Source organism: Nocardia sp. NPDC004168, assembly GCF_040610355.1.
GTDB classification, from domain to species: domain Bacteria; phylum Actinomycetota; class Actinomycetes; order Mycobacteriales; family Mycobacteriaceae; genus Nocardia; species Nocardia sichangensis.
Genome location: NZ_JBEXME010000005.1, coordinates 279,260 through 293,850 on the forward strand (window position 1 = coordinate 279,260; position 14,591 = coordinate 293,850).

General features: G+C 69.6%; 12 protein-coding genes. 9 read left to right on the plus strand and 3 right to left on the minus strand.

Translation table 11 applies throughout. From position 1 onward, the window contains the following. Positions 1-111 precede the first annotated feature (111 nt). From ABZW96_RS13160 to ABZW96_RS13200, 9 genes are all read left to right on the plus strand, one after another. Complete coding sequence (locus ABZW96_RS13160; protein WP_355074199.1) at positions 112-1,734, plus strand: carbamoyltransferase C-terminal domain-containing protein; 1,623 nt, start codon at positions 112-114, stop codon at positions 1,732-1,734. Continuing rightward, on the plus strand, positions 1,731-3,230 hold the full coding sequence (locus ABZW96_RS13165; protein WP_355074200.1) for an HAD-IIIA family hydrolase: 1,500 nt from the start codon (positions 1,731-1,733) through the stop codon (positions 3,228-3,230). Before ABZW96_RS13160 ends, ABZW96_RS13165 begins: the two co-directional genes overlap by 4 nt. Beyond that, positions 3,227-4,270: a glycosyltransferase family 9 protein gene (locus ABZW96_RS13170; RefSeq protein ID WP_355074202.1), complete on the plus strand. Its 1,044-nt coding sequence runs from the start codon at positions 3,227-3,229 to the stop codon at positions 4,268-4,270. The genes ABZW96_RS13165 and ABZW96_RS13170 overlap by 4 nt, the downstream gene beginning before the upstream one ends. After that, positions 4,267-4,830: an SIS domain-containing protein gene (locus tag ABZW96_RS13175; protein WP_355074204.1), complete on the plus strand. Its 564-nt coding sequence runs from the start codon at positions 4,267-4,269 to the stop codon at positions 4,828-4,830. Before ABZW96_RS13170 ends, ABZW96_RS13175 begins: the two co-directional genes overlap by 4 nt. Beyond that, complete coding sequence (locus tag ABZW96_RS13180) at positions 4,827-6,209, plus strand: PfkB family carbohydrate kinase (protein ID WP_355074205.1); 1,383 nt, start codon at positions 4,827-4,829, stop codon at positions 6,207-6,209. Before ABZW96_RS13175 ends, ABZW96_RS13180 begins: the two co-directional genes overlap by 4 nt. Before the next feature lie 21 nt (positions 6,210-6,230). After that, positions 6,231-6,920, plus strand: a complete 690-nt coding sequence (locus ABZW96_RS13185) for an SDR family oxidoreductase (RefSeq protein WP_355074207.1) — start codon at positions 6,231-6,233, stop codon at positions 6,918-6,920. Next, entirely contained in the window at positions 6,911-7,861 is a 951-nt protein-coding gene (locus ABZW96_RS13190; protein WP_355074209.1) for a glycosyltransferase family 9 protein, read from the plus strand. Before ABZW96_RS13185 ends, ABZW96_RS13190 begins: the two co-directional genes overlap by 10 nt. Next, positions 7,854-9,179, plus strand: coding sequence for a UDP-glucose/GDP-mannose dehydrogenase family protein (locus tag ABZW96_RS13195; protein WP_355074210.1), 1,326 nt, complete (start codon positions 7,854-7,856; stop codon positions 9,177-9,179). Before ABZW96_RS13190 ends, ABZW96_RS13195 begins: the two co-directional genes overlap by 8 nt. Before the next feature lie 274 nt (positions 9,180-9,453). Beyond that, positions 9,454-10,770, plus strand: coding sequence for a solute carrier family 23 protein (locus tag ABZW96_RS13200; protein ID WP_355074211.1), 1,317 nt, complete (start codon positions 9,454-9,456; stop codon positions 10,768-10,770). Between the two features lie 72 nt (positions 10,771-10,842). Here ABZW96_RS13200 and ABZW96_RS13205 read toward each other — a convergent pair whose 3' ends face one another. From ABZW96_RS13205 to ABZW96_RS13215, 3 genes are all read right to left on the minus strand, one after another. After that, a complete protein-coding gene (locus ABZW96_RS13205) occupies positions 10,843-12,396 on the minus strand; it encodes an AMP-binding protein (protein ID WP_355074213.1) in 1,554 nt (517 codons plus the stop codon). Between the two features lie 3 nt (positions 12,397-12,399). After that, the gene (locus tag ABZW96_RS13210; protein ID WP_355074215.1) at positions 12,400-13,626 is read right to left on the minus strand and encodes a thiolase family protein; all 1,227 of its coding nucleotides are present in this window, start codon (positions 13,624-13,626) and stop codon (positions 12,400-12,402) included. Between the two features lie 106 nt (positions 13,627-13,732). Continuing rightward, positions 13,733-14,575, minus strand: a complete 843-nt coding sequence (locus ABZW96_RS13215) for a dienelactone hydrolase family protein (RefSeq protein ID WP_355074216.1) — start codon at positions 14,573-14,575, stop codon at positions 13,733-13,735. Positions 14,576-14,591 lie beyond the last annotated feature (16 nt).

The window sequence follows — 14,591 nt, forward strand, 5'->3', positions numbered from 1 at the left end:
GACGGCGGATCGGTTTAGTCGCGACTTCACCGGGTAGCGCCCCCCTTGTATGCCAGCGGGCGAACCGGGTCCCGCGCGTCTCGAACCGCGTCTCGAACAGAAAGGCGGCCCGTGCGCATTCTCGGAATCAACGCGGTATTTCATGATCCTGCTGCGGCTCTGATCGTGGACGGCGAAATCGTCGCGGCCGCCGAGGAAGAGCGGTTCACCCGCCGCAAGCACGGCAAGCGCCCGGTGCCCTTCTCCGCATGGGAACTGCCCGAACAAGCCGCCGCATGGTGTCTGGAGCGAGCGGGATTACGCCCCGACCAGCTCGACGCGGTGGGCTACTCCTACGACCCGGCACTGGTCGATCATTCGCTCGGCGGTCTCGATCGGAAAAGCGAGGCGACCAGAACGGACTACGCGTTCCGAGCGCCCGCTTTCCTCGCGGCCGCGTTGCCCGGACTCGATCCCACCATCGTGCGTTTCGTGCGACATCACCTGGCGCACGCCGCGTCCGCGGCCCTCGCGGCCCCGTCCGGCGACTCGGCGGTGCTGGTGGCCGACGGACGCGGCGAGAGCCAGTCCTATCTCGCCGGGGAATATCGAGACGGCAAGTTCGTGGAGCTGGCGGCACAGCGGCTGCCGCACTCGCTCGGACTGATGTACGAGGACCTCACCGAGCATCTGGGCTTCACCCGGTCCAGCGACGAGTACAAGGTCATGGCACTGGCCTCCTACGGCACCCCCCGATTCCTCGATCGGTTCCGCCAACTCGTGTATTCCACCCGGGACGGTGGTTTCCGTACCGAGGCCGTGAACTGGTCGGACTTCGCCCCCACGGTCATCGGCGGTGAGTTCGGCCGAGACCACGCCGACCTCGCCGCCAGCGTCCAACGACGACTCGAGGACGTGCTGCTCGAGTTGACCTCTTGGCTGCATCGCCAGACCCGGCAGCGAACCCTCACGCTGGCCGGCGGCATCGCGCTGAACTGCGTGGCCAACAGCCGTCTGCACGCCGAAGGCCCCTACGAGCGGATCTGGGTCCAGCCTGCCGCGGGCGACGCGGGCACCGCACTGGGCGCCGCGCTGCAATTGGCGGCCGAGTTCGGGGAGCGGGTCACCCCGATGCGGGGCGCCGACCTCGGCCGCGAATGGACGGACGCCGAGCTGGAAACCGTGCTCCGCACGGCCAAGGTCCGGTACACGAAATCCAACGACATCGCGGCGGACGTGGCGCAAGCGCTCGCGGAAGACCAGGTGGTGGCCTGGTTCCAGGGCCGGTCCGAATTCGGCCCGCGCGCACTCGGCCACCGTTCGCTGCTCGCTCACCCCGGCCGGTCGGCGAATCTCGAACGCCTCAACGATGTGAAGGGGCGCGAACAGTTCCGGCCGCTGGCACCGATGGTGCTCGCCGACCGGGCGTCCGAGATCTTCGGACGCGGGCCGCTGCCGAGCCCGTACATGCTGTTCGTGCACGACGTCGCGCCGGAGTGGCGAGAGCGGATTCCCGCCGCGACACATGTCGACGGCACCGCGCGGGTACAGACCGTCGATCCCGCCGACAAGCCGGTTTTGGCACGCATGCTGGCGGAGTTCGAGCGGCACACGGGTCTGCCGGTAGTGATCAACACCAGCCTGAACACGGCGGGCAGGCCGATGGTCGATTCACCGCGCGACGCCCTCGAATGCTTCGGTTCGGCACCCATCGATCTGCTCGCCATCGGCTCATTCGTGGTCCGTCGCCCATGAACGGCCCCACCGTGGACTACAGCATCGTGATCCCGACCATGGGCCGGGAAAGTCTTCGCGCGCTGCTCGAGTCGCTGGACACGGCGTCGGGACCGAAACCACGGGAGATCATCGTGGTGGACGATCGGCCCCGAGCCGGGGACCTACCGTTGCCCGCGACGCTGTCTTCGGTTCAGGTCATCCGCTCGGGCGGACGCGGACCCGCCGCGGCCAGGAACGCCGGGTGGCGGCATGCCGAAGGAACCTGGATCGCTTTCCTCGATGACGATGTGCTCACCGCGCCGGATTGGCCCGCCCGCTTGGCGGAGGACCTGCGTGATCTCGACGACAACACGGCGGCTTCCACGGCCCGCATCGAGGTTCCACTGCCGAAGCACCGCAGGCCGACCGACGCCGAACGCGGGATCGCACGGCTGGCCACGGCGCGGTGGATCACGGCGGACATGGCCTATCGCCGGTCCGCGCTGATCGCGGTGGGTGGCTTCGACGAACGGTTCCCGCGGGCGTTCCGCGAGGACGCCGATCTGGCACTCCGGGTCTGCCTCGCGGGTTACGTCATCGCGCCCGGACAACGCGTCACTCGCCACCCGCTTCGCGAATCGGGACCGATGGCCAGTGTCCGAGCACAACGCGGGAACGCCGACAACGCCCTATTGCGGCGGAAATACGGCGCTCGATGGCGGCAGCGGATCGGCGAAGAGGCCGGACTTCTCCGCCGCCACGCGTTCACTACGGCCGCGGGCGCGGTGGCCGTGGCGCTCGGCGTCGCGGGCCGCAAACTGCCCGCCCTCGTTTTCGCGGCCATCTGGACGGCGCTGACCGGTGCATTCGCAGCGCGCCGGATCGCACCCGGACCCCGAACACCCGGCGAGATCGGCCGGATGACGCTGAGCAGCGCGCTGATTCCACCGGCCGCGTGCTGGCACCGACTGCGCGGCGAGCTGCGTCACCGGAACGCGACCCACGCCTCGCCGCTGGCGTTGCTGTTCGACCGCGACGACACCCTCATCATCGATGTCCCCTACCTCGCCGACCCCACCGAGGTCCAGCCGGTGCCAGGAGCCGCCGACGCGCTGCGGAAAGTGCGCGCGGCGGGCATCCAGCTCGGCATCGTGAGCAACCAGTCCGGCGTAGCGCGAGGATTGATCAGCCCCGAACAGCTCGCCGCGGTGAACGCCCGAGTCGAGGATCTGCTCGGACCGTTCGCGACCTGGCAGGTGTGCGTGCACGGCGAAGGCGACGGCTGCGGGTGCCGCAAACCAGAGCCGGGCCTGATCCGGCAGGCCGCCGCGGATCTCGGCGTCGACATCGGCAGGTGTGTGGTCATCGGCGACACCGGCGCCGACGTCGCCGCCGCGCAGTCCGCGGGCGCACGCGCGATCCTGGTGCCGACGGCGAGAACCCTCCCCGGCGAGGTGCACCGCGCGCGTCGCGAAGCGACCGTGGCGCGGGATCTGACCGAGGCCGTCCGGCTGGCGATGGCGGGTGTGCCGTGACCGGCCGGGCGCTGGTGGCCCGCATGGACAATTTCGGCGATGTGCTGCTGGCGGGGCCGTGCGTCCGAGCGGTGGCCGCGCAGGTCGATTCGGTGACGCTGCTGGCCGGGCCGCGCGGCCGAGCCGCCGCGGATCTTCTGCCGGGTGTGGAGCAGGTCGTGACGTGGCGCGCGCCGTGGATCGATCTGGAGCCACCCGCGGTCACGTCGGCGGGCATCGATGCCTTTGTCGAGCGGATACGCGCGCTCGAGGTGGATCTCGCGTTGATCCTCACGTCCTTCCACCAGTCGCCGCTGCCGCTGGCGCTGCTGCTTCGGATGGCCGGTATTCCCTGGATCGGCGCGATCTCGGAGGACTACCCCGGTTCGTTGCTGGATCTGCGCCATCGCGTCGAGGGCGATCCGCCCGAAGCCGAACGGGCGTTGTCGCTCGCCGCGGCGGCCGGCTTCCGGCTGCCGCCCGGCGACGACGGGAAACTCGCTGTCCGGCAGCCGTTGCCGAAGGTCGGCGGGCTCACCGGCGAACCGGGTTACGTGGTCATGCATCCGGCCGCGTCGGTACCGGCGCGGCAGCCGTCCCCGTCCCGTTCCGCAGCCATCGTCGCCGCACTGACCAGCGCCGGTCACCGGGTGATCGTGACCGGCGCTCCCGCCGACCGGCCGCTCACCGGCGCCGTCGCGGGCAGACACGGCATCGACCTCGGTGGAGCCACGACCCTGCCCGAACTCGCCGCCGTGCTCCGCGACGCGAGCGTCGTGGTGGCGCCCAACACCGGCCCGGCGCATCTCGCCGCGGCCGTCGGGACACCCGTGGTCTCGCTGTTCGCACCGGTCGTGCCCGCCGAGCGGTGGGCCCCCTACGGCGTGCCGGTGGCCATGCTCGGTGACCAACGCGCGCCGTGCCGCGGCAGCAGAGCCCGGGTCTGCCCGGTGGCGGGGCATCCGTGCCTCGACTCGATCACCCCCGAGCAGGTCGTCACGGTGGCGGAAGAACTCGGTGCGGGCAGCCTCACGCGCCTGCGGACAGGAGGTGCGGGGTGATCGAAGACCATTTCGCGGCTTTGCACGCGGCGCTGGACCGCACCAGTTGCTTCGCACCCGATATCCGCAGATGGGGCAGGCAACTCGCGGTCGTGCTCGCCAACGGTGGACGGTTGCTCGCCTGCGGTAACGGCGGCAGCGCCGCGGAAGCCCAGCACCTGACCGGTGAGCTGGTCGGCCGCTTCCGCAACGAGCGCCGTCCGTTCTCGGCGATCGCGCTGCACGCCGACACCTCGGCGGGTACCGCGATCATCAACGACTACGGCGAGACCGAACTGTTCGCCCGCCAGGTCCGCGCGCACGGCAGGCCCGACGACATCCTCGTCTTGTTGTCCACCAGCGGCACCAGCCACAACGTGGTTGCCGCGGCGAAAGCGGCGCACGACATCGGCGTCGTCACGTGGGCCATGACCGGGCCTGCGCCCAATCCACTCGCGGCGCTGTGCGACGACGCCGTCGCCGTGGACGCGCCCACCACGGCCACTGTGCAGGAAGTGCATCTGGTCTTGGTGCACGCTCTGTGCTCGGCGCTCGACGATGCACTGGGGGTACCGACATGAAGCCGTTGGTCGTGGTCGGCGACAGCATTCTGGACGTCGACATCGAAGGCGTCGCGGAGCGGTTGTCGCCCGAAGCGCCCGTGCCCGTCGTGGACGTGGAACGCCAGTGGATACGCCCGGGCGGTGCCGGGCTGGCCGCCGCGCTGGCCGCGCAGTCGGTCGCCGAGGTCTCGCTCATCACGGCGACCGCCGACGACCACGACGGCCGCATCCTCACCCGGCTCCTCGACCAGCACGTTCGAGTCGTTCCGATCGCGCTGCGCGGCAAGACGGTTCGCAAGGCCCGCGTCCGCGCCGCGGGACAGTCGCTGTTGCGAATGGACACCGGCGACGGCACCGCGGACGGCGGCTCGGTGAGCGCCGCGGTTACCAGGACACTGCGGGCGGCCGGGGCAATCCTCGTGGCGGACTACGGCCGGGGTGTCGCCGCGCATCCCCGGATCCGGAGCCTGCTCACCGAACTGGCTCGGTCGGTACCGGTGGTGTGGGATCCGCACCCGCGCGGCCCCGCGCCGACACCGGGAGCACAACTGGTCTCGCCGAACCTGAAAGAGGCACGCCAGTTCGCGCCGGGATATGTCGAACCCGACGAGTTGGCGAAGGTGCTCCGAGACGAGTGGGCAGCGGATTCCGTCGCGGTTACCACCGGTCCGGGCGGAGCGGTCCTGGCCAATGGGAAACGGCTCACTGTGGTTCCGGTACCTGCCGACGTCCGTCTCGCCGGGCATCCCGGTTCCGACACTTGCGGCGCGGGTGACCGATTCGCCTCGGCCGCGACCGCCGCCCTGTTCGGCGGCTCCACGGTCGCCGACGCGGTGTCGCACGCGGTCGACGCGGCGGCCAGGTTCGTCGCGGCGGGCGGCGCGGCCACGTTGTCCACGTGCGACAGCACGGCCGTGGCCACGGCGGGGCCGACCGACACGAACGAGTCGGCGTTCGAGGTGGCGGCGCGAATCAGGGCGCGTGGCGGCCGACTCGTCGCCACCGGTGGCTGTTTCGATCTGCTGCATCCCGGCCATGTGAGCCTGCTGCGCCAGGCTCGCGCCATGGGTGACGCCTTGGTGGTCTGCCTCAACTCCGATGCGTCGGTGCGGCGCCTGAAAGGGCCGCGCCGGCCGATCGTCACCGCACGTGACCGTGCCCGGCTGCTCGTCGAACTGTCCTCGGTCGACGCCGTCGTCGTGTTCGACGAATCCTCGCCGAGCGCACTGCTGGACCGCCTTCGCCCCGATGTGTGGGTCAAGGGCGGCGACTACTCCGGCGTGGATCTCCCCGAGGCCGCGGTCGTTCGCGGTTACGGCGGCGAGATCGCGCTGATACCCACTGTTCCCGGTTACTCGACTACACAACTGGTCACCGCGAGCCAGGTCGGCGGCTGACCCGAGAACGTAAGGAGCGCGATGCGAACCCTCGGCAATGTCCTGATCACCGGTGGCGCTTCCGGGCTCGGCGCGGCGGTCACCGCCGCCGTCCGCGCGAACGGGGGCCGCCCCTATGTGATCGACCGGGTGGAGCCCGAGGCACCCGTCGATTTCGTGCGTGCCGATCTCGCCGACACCGTCGCCGCCGAACAGGCCGTGCACGAGATCATCGAGCGCACGGGGGGCCGGATCGACGGCGTGTTCACCGCGGCGGGGACCGACGCCTGCGGCCCACTGGACCAAGTGCCCACGAAGAAATGGGAATACGTGGTCCAGGTCAATCTGTTCGGCACCGCCGCCGTGATTCGTGCCGCCCTTCCGGCGCTGCGGGAGAGCAAGGGAACGGTCGTGACGTGTGCTTCCACCCTGGGCATCAAGGCGGTCGGTCACGCGACCGCCTATTGCGCCTCGAAATTCGGCGTCGTGGGCTTCACCAGGGCGCTCGCCGCCGAAACGGCGGGCAGCGTCGGGGTGACCCTGCTCATCCCGGGCGGGATGCACACGGCGTTCTTCGACGACCGCGACGAGCAGTACAAGCCGCCGCCCGACGCGAAACTCAACCAACCGCGGGACGTCGCCGACGCGGTGGTCTTCGCGCTCCGGCAGCCGCCGGGCTGCGAGGTCAGGGAGATGGTCGTGTGCGCCTCGGAAGAGGGATCGTGGCCCTGACGCGCACGATCCTGGTGCTGCGGGCACTCGGGCTCGGCGACCTGCTGACCATCGTGCCCGCCTTGCGCGGGATCAGAAGCTCCCACCCCGGCCACCGGGTGGTGCTCGCGGCGCCGGCAGCGCTGCGTGACCTCGTCGGCCTCATCGACGCGGTCGACGAACTGCTGCCGACGGCGGGACTTGGTGCGCTTCGATGGCCCACCGCGCCACCGAGTCTCGCGGTCAACCTGCACGGCAAAGGACCGGAGAGCATCCGCGATCTGCTGACGGCAGGCCCCGATGCGCTACTGACCCACCACAATCCGGAATTTCCCGACCTGCCCGGCCCCGCGTGGCGCGACGACGTGCACGAAGTGGATCGCTGGTGCCGGCTGCTGGAATACGGTGGGATCGACGCCGATCCAACCGCACTGCTGCTGCCGGCCCCACCGCGACCCGCCCCCGAATCGAATGCGGTCGTGATCCATCCCGGCGCGGCGTATCCCGCGCGGCGCTGGCCGTCCGAACGCTTCGCGCGAGTGGCGCGTGAACTCGTCGCCGACGGTCATCGAGTGGTGATCACTGGGAACAGAGACGAAATGCGCTTGGCCAACGCGGTCGCCGAGAAGGCCGGGCTACCGCCCTCGGCGGTGTACGCGGGACGCACCGATCTGACCGAACTCGCCGCACTGGTGGCCGACGCGGCTCTGGTCGTGTGCGGTGACACCGGCGTCGGGCATCTCGCCACCGCGTTCGGCACACCGTCGGTAGTGCTGTTCGGGCCCACGCCCCCGAACCGGTGGGGGCCGCCCCCGGACGCGGAACACCACATCGCGCTGTGGGCCGGGACGGTCGGCGACCCGCACGCCGATTATCCGGATCCGGGCCTGCTCATGGTGCGACCCGAACATGTGCTCACGGTCGCGGCCGACTTGCTCGGACAGCGGGTCCGCCATGGGTAGTCGCGTCGGCGTGGTCGGCGCCGGTTATGTGGGTCTCACCAGCGCCGCATGCCTCGCCCACCTCGGACACCACGTGATCTGCGTCGACAACGACGAAGCCAAAGTGGCGGCGCTGCGTACGGGTGCGGTCGCGATCGTCGAGCCCGGGTTGCCGGAACTGGTTCGAGAGGGACTGGAGGAAAATCGGCTGGTCTTCACATCGGACGCGCAGGCGCTGCACGAATGCGAAGTGGTCCTGTTGTGCCTTCCCACGCCCATGGGCACCGGCGGTACGGCCGACCTCGGCGTGCTCGAGGACGCGCTGAGGACGTTGGCCACCGTCCTGCCGCCGGACTGTGTGCTCGTCACCAAATCCACCGTCCCGGTGGGGACGGCGGCGCGGATTCCCGCCCTGTCCGGTCTCGCGGGCACGGCGGTGGTCAGCAACCCCGAATTCCTCCGGGAGGGCCACGCGGTCGAGGATTTCCTGCGCCCCGACCGGGTTCTCCTCGGCGCGGCCGAGCACGATCGGGAGTCGGCCGACCGTGTCGCGGCGCTCTACGCCGGAACGGGCGCACCGGTGCTGCGTTCCGACTCTGCCAGCGCCGAACTGGCAAAGTACGCCAGCAACGCATTTCTCGCGGTGAAGCTCTCGTTCGTCAACACACTCGCCGAACTGTGCGAACGAGTCGGCGCCGACATCACCAAGGTCACCGGCGCGATGGGGATGGACGACCGGATCGGTCCCGCCTTTCTCGCTCCCGGCCCCGGCTGGGGCGGCTCGTGCCTGCCCAAGGACACGCGCGCGCTCCTGCGTGCCGCGGAAGCTCGGGGTGTGGACTTCGCCATGGTTCGCAATGCTCTGCAAGCCAACGACCGTCAGCAGGCGATGGTGCTGCGCAAGATCCGCCGCGCGGTCACCGATTCGGTCGACGGCTCGCTGGCCGGCACCCGGATCGGCGTGCTCGGCCTCGCGTTCAAAGCCGGAACCGGCGACCTGCGCGACTCCCCCGCCGTCGCGGTCGCGCGGCAGCTGACCCGGCACAGCGCCGTGGTCACCGCCTACGACCCGTGTGTGCCGGCGGGCACCCCGGGTCTGGACGGCATCCGCGTGGTGGACGACCCCTACCTGGTGGCGAAAGACGCCGGCGCGCTGGTGATCCTCACCGAGTGGCCCGAATTCCGTTCGCTCGACTGGGCGAAACTCGCGACCGATGTCGACCGACCCGTAATCGTCGACACGAGAAATCTTCTCGACGAGCGCCTGCTCACCGGCACCGGATTCACGGTGCTGGGCAACGGCACCTCCGGCGCTTCCGACGGCGGACGGGCCTTTTAGACACGCTCGTGCAGGGCCCAGGTACGCGAAGCCGGTCTCGGCACCGGCGATCTGCTGGCCACCGGAACGCCGTCCCGCGTCGGTTACGCCCGCACCCCCGCCTGGCTGGTGCAGCCGGGCTACACCGCGAAGGCGTGGGCGACGACTTCGGCACCGTCCGGCGCCCACGCCTACGGGGCACAGGACGAGGTCGACGCGCGGCACGACAGCATGCGATATCTCGGCCGAGGAGTCCGGCACAGCGCGCCGGCCGTCGATGCCGCACACTGCTCCCATGACGACGCCCGAATCGCGAACCGGATCGATGTTCCGGTGGACTCCGGTAGCCACCGGCGCGGTGATCGCGCCCGGCGAGCGATTGACCTGGCCGCGCACGATCGGGATCGGATTGCAGCATGTGGTGGCGATGTTCGGCGCCACCTTCCTGGTGCCGGTCCTCACCGGGTTCCCACCGTCGACGACGCTGCTGTTCTCCGGGGTCGGCACCCTGCTGTTCCTGGTGATCACCCGCAACCGGCTGCCGAGCTATCTGGGTTCGAGTTTCGCGATCATCGCTCCGGTCCTCGCGGCCACCGCCTCCGCCGGAATGGGTGCGGCGCTGGGCGGCATCGTCGTGGTGGGCGTCGTGCTGATCGTCATCGGCGCGGTGGTGCACTTCGCAGGCACCCACTGGATCGAAGCGCTGATGCCGCCGGTGGTCACCGGCACCATCGTCGCCCTGATCGGGCTGAACCTGGCGCCGACCGCCAAGACGAATTTCGAGAAGGACGCGATCACCGCGACGGTCGTGCTCGTCCTGCTGATCCTGTGTCTGGTGCTCTTTCGCGGGTTGCTCGGCAGGCTGGCGATCGTCACCAGTGTCGTGCTCGGCTATCTGCTCGCGCTCGCCCGCGGCGAGGTCGACACCGCGGCGATCGGGAAGGCTTCCTGGGTGGGGCTGCCCGACTTCCACGCACCGAGCTTCCACCTCTCGGTGATCCCGATGTTCCTGCCGGTGGTCCTGGTACTCGTGGTGGAGAACATCGGGCACGTCAAGTCGATCACCACGATGACCGGTATCGACTACGACCGGCGCATGGGCCGCGCGCTGGCGGCCGACGGTCTGGCGACCGTACTGGCAGGCAGCGGCGGCGGTTCGGCGACCACCACGTACGCGGAGAACATCGGCGTGATGGCCGCGACGAAGGTGTACTCCACCGCCGCGTACTGGGTGGCCGGCGCCGCGGCGATCGCGCTCAGCCTCTCACCGAAGGTGGGAGCCGTGATCGCCGCCATCCCGGCCGGGGTGCTCGGTGGCGTGACGACGGCACTCTACGGCTTGGTCGGAATCCTCGGCGTGCACATCTGGGTGAGCAACCGGGTGGACTTCGGCAAGCCGATCAACCAGTTCACCGCGGCCATCCCGCTGGTCATCGGCATCGCCGACTTCACATGGGTGGTAGGCGAACTCGACTTCGGCGGTATCACGCTGGGCGCCGTCGCCGCGCTGGTGATCTACCACGCCATGCGGCTCATCGGGGGATGGCGCGGGACGGTCGTCCCTGACAACGCGCACGGGGTGCGGAAGCCGGTGGAACCGACGGATCGGTGACCGTCGGCGATTCCGGGCAACAGCGATCGACGCTCCATGCGCTGGGAACCTGGAGGAATACGAGCACGACCCTCAGATCCTCGTGCTGCGGTCGGCCCAAAATCGCTCCCGCACTTCCTTCTTCAAGACCTTGCCATTGACGCTGCGAGGGAGCTGGTCGACGAAGACGACCGCCTTGGGCGCCCGCACCGGGCCGAGCCGCTCGCGGCACCGGGCGATCAGCTCCGCCTCGCCAACGGTCTGCCCCGCCTCGAGTTCGACCACAGCGGTCACGACCTCACCCCAGTCGGGATGCGGGGCGCCGACCACCGCGCAATCCCGCACGGCGGGGTGGCTCCAGATCACCTGCTCGACCTCGCCGGGAAAGACATTGAAACCGCCAGAGATGATGAGGTCCTTCTTCCGGTCGGTGATGTGGAGGTAGCCTTCCGCGTCGCGATGCCCCAGGTCGCCGGTGTGCAGCCATCCGTCGACAATGGTCTCCGCGGTGCGTTCGGGATCCTTGTAGTAGCCCTTCATCACGAGATCACCCCGGACACAGATCTCGCCGGTCACACCCGCGGCCACCTCCGCCCCGGACTCGTCCAGAATCGCCACCGTGGCCAGCGGATAGGGTCGTCCGCACGAACGGAGTCGGTGCTCGGGCGCAACCCGTCCGTCGATCAGGTGCTCGTCGGGCCGCAGGAACGAGATCGCCGCGGGGGCTTCCATTTGCCCGTAGCCTTCCAGGAAGACCGGCCCGAGCCGCTCGATTCCGGCGCGGAGTTTCTCGGTCGACATCGGCGCCGCGCCGTAGGTCAGGTAGCGCAGGGACGAGGTGTCGGCAGTCCGCTGCCGCAGCGCCTCGAGCAAGCGGTAGATCACCGTCGGCGGAAGGAACAGATCCGTGACGCGGTGCCGCTCGATGGCATCGAGGACCCGCTCCGGTGTCGCGCGCGGGATGATGACGACTGCGCCCCCGCGTGCGGTGGCCTGCAGGCTGAACAGCCCGGCCGTGTGCGTCATCGGGGCCGCGGCCAGGTTGACGATGGGTGCGCCCGCCGGATGGACCAGCGCCATCATCTGGTGGGTCACCATCGCCGACAGACTGCGGTGCGTATTCATGACGCCCTTGGGTGCACCGGTCGTTCCGCCGGTCGGCGCCACGGCGACCACATCGTCCATGGCGTAGCCGACCCGCGGTGGCGCGGTGGGATGCTGGGCGGTCCAGTCCCGCAGGGTCACATCGTCGGTCCCTGCCGCCAACGCGATGTATACGCCGACCTCGGGTGCTGCCGTCTTCAGTTCCGCTACCTGGTCGGCGAGAGCAGGGTGGTAGAACAACACTTCCACGTCGAAGCGCCGCAACAGCCGGATGTTCTCGCTCACCGGATGGGCCGGGTTCAGCGGGACCCACGCCGCGCCCGCGCGCCATGCGCCGAGTACGCAGATCCACGCCAGCGGTGAGTTCGGCGACAGCACGGCGATTTTCGATTCGCGCCGCATGCCGGCGCTCAGTAGCGCATGGGCGATTCGGCACGACAGCGCACCGGCTTCGTCGAAAGTCCAGACCTCGTCGTCGGTCCGGTAGGCGACGCCCGCCGGATTGATCGCCCGCCCTCGATCGAAGAAATCGATGATGGCCATGTCTCACACCCTTCCCAGCACGATGACGGCGGTGACCGCTTCGTCGCCGCGGTGGAAACCACCGCCGTTCTCCGCCAACGCGATTCGCGCCCCATCCACCTGACGCTGACCGGCGTTGCCGCGCAATTGTTCCGTGAGCTCGAAGATCTGGCCGAGCCCACTCGCCCCGAGGGGATGCCCCTTGGATTCCAGGCCGCCGGAGGGATTCACCGGAATCCTGCCCCCGAGCGTGGTCTCACCGCGCAGCGCCGCCGGTCCACCCGCACCGAGCGGAACGAGGCCGAGCAACTCGGTCTGCAGGATCTCGCCGAATGCCGTGGCATCGTGAACCTCGGCCACGTCGATGTCCTCCGGACCGGCTCCTGCCAGTTCGTAGGCGCGTGCGGATACCGTACGGCTCGGGTGTCCCTCGAACGTCGTCGCGTCGCGGTCCGCTCCGCTGCCGAGGACGGCGGCGAGAACCTGCACCGATTTCGGCGCGCCGAGCCGCCGGAGCCCGGCCTCGCTGCACACGATCACCGCGGCCGCGCCGTCGGTGATCGGCGCGCACATCGGGACGGTGAGCGGGTACGACAGCTGCCGCCCCGCGAGTACGTCCGCCACGGTCATCGGCTTGCGGTAATGCGCGCGCGGGTTGTCGGCCGCATGGTCGTGATTCTTGGCCGCTACCGCGGCGATCTGTTCCTGGGTCGTGCCGTGCAGACGCATGTGGTTGCGAGCGATAGCCGCGTAGATGTCCATGAAGACCGAGCGGCGCCCCAGGTCGTGGTCGTCGACGTCACCACCCAACTCCAGCAGGACGCGCTCGAGCGCGGCGGGATCGGACACGTCGTAGGCGCTGTCGAACACCGCCATGGTTCGTTCGGGGTCGTCGACGTGCATGCGCTCCACGCCGACGGCCAGCGCGACATCAGCGGCCCCCGACCGGATCCGATCCACCGCGAGCGCGAACGCGGAGGCGCCCGTAGCGCAGGCGTTCTCGACGTTCACGATCGGAATGCGCTGAATACCCGAGGCCCGCAAGGCGATCTGCCCCGCGATCATGTGCTGGCCCTCGAGCGCACCTTGCGTGGCGGTACCGAAGAACGCGGCGTCGAGTGCGTCGGCGGAGGCACCGCAGTCCCGCAACGCGTCGGTGACGGCCGAGCGGGTGAGATCGTTGACGCTCTTTCCGGGGTGTCTGCCGAACGGCGTCATTCCGACACCGGCGACCCAGACGGGGGTTGTCATGATTTTCCTTTCGATTCGGAAGTCGTCGATGCGGTCCGATCGACGCCGGCCCGCGCCGAAGGCGGTGCGGAGTCGCATCGACCTCGCGGGACGACAGGAGTCGTCGCTAAGGGCGCTCACCGATCGGCTGGTGATCCGCCAGGAGTCGACTGCCGAGGAAATCCAGTACTCGGTGTAGGGCGGCCTGGGTAGGTTGGCCCGGTTCGTCGATGAGGTGTTCGGTCAGGACCGAGTGGGGATCGAGCACGGCGTCCGGATTGGCGGCGGCGTCGTCTAGTTCGATCGCGATGAACGCCTCGCCGAGTTGGTCGCGCAGGAAGTCGAATCGTTCGGCCGGAGAACGTCGATCACCGCAGAATCGCAGGCCCATGACCGAAAGTCCGTCGGCGCAACGTTGTTTGACGCGGGCGAGGTCCGAAGCGGACAGGTCGATGGAGTATTTCTGTCGCGAGGTGAAACCCAGCGGCAGCCCCGGCTGGGACAGCACGGGCGCGATCAGACGGTCGTCGACCGCCATGGCGAGGGCGAATCCACCGGTGAAGCACATCCCGACGGCACCGACACCCGGTCCGCCGCAGCGGCGGTGCTCGTGTTCGGCCAGCGCACGCAGCCAGTGCACGACCGGTGAGGTGCGGCCGGTGGCCAGCACCACGAACTCCCGGCTGACGCAGATCGGCCCGAGCTGACCGGCGACGTTCGCCAACGCGGAGACCAGCCCGTGCGCGGCGGGGCTGGGGTCACGACCCGGGTTGCCGTACAGGTGCGGCACCACCGCCGTGCACCCCAAACCCGCGACGCGGCGGGCGAAGTCGAACACCTCGGGTGAGATGCCCGGGAATTCCGCCATGACGATTACGGCGGGACCGGCGCCTTGGCGGAAAAGTGCGCGGGTCTTGCCGTCGTAGGTGAACGAATCGCGCTCGAAGTCGTGAAGATCGTCGTCGCTCATGTGTAGCCCTTCTCGT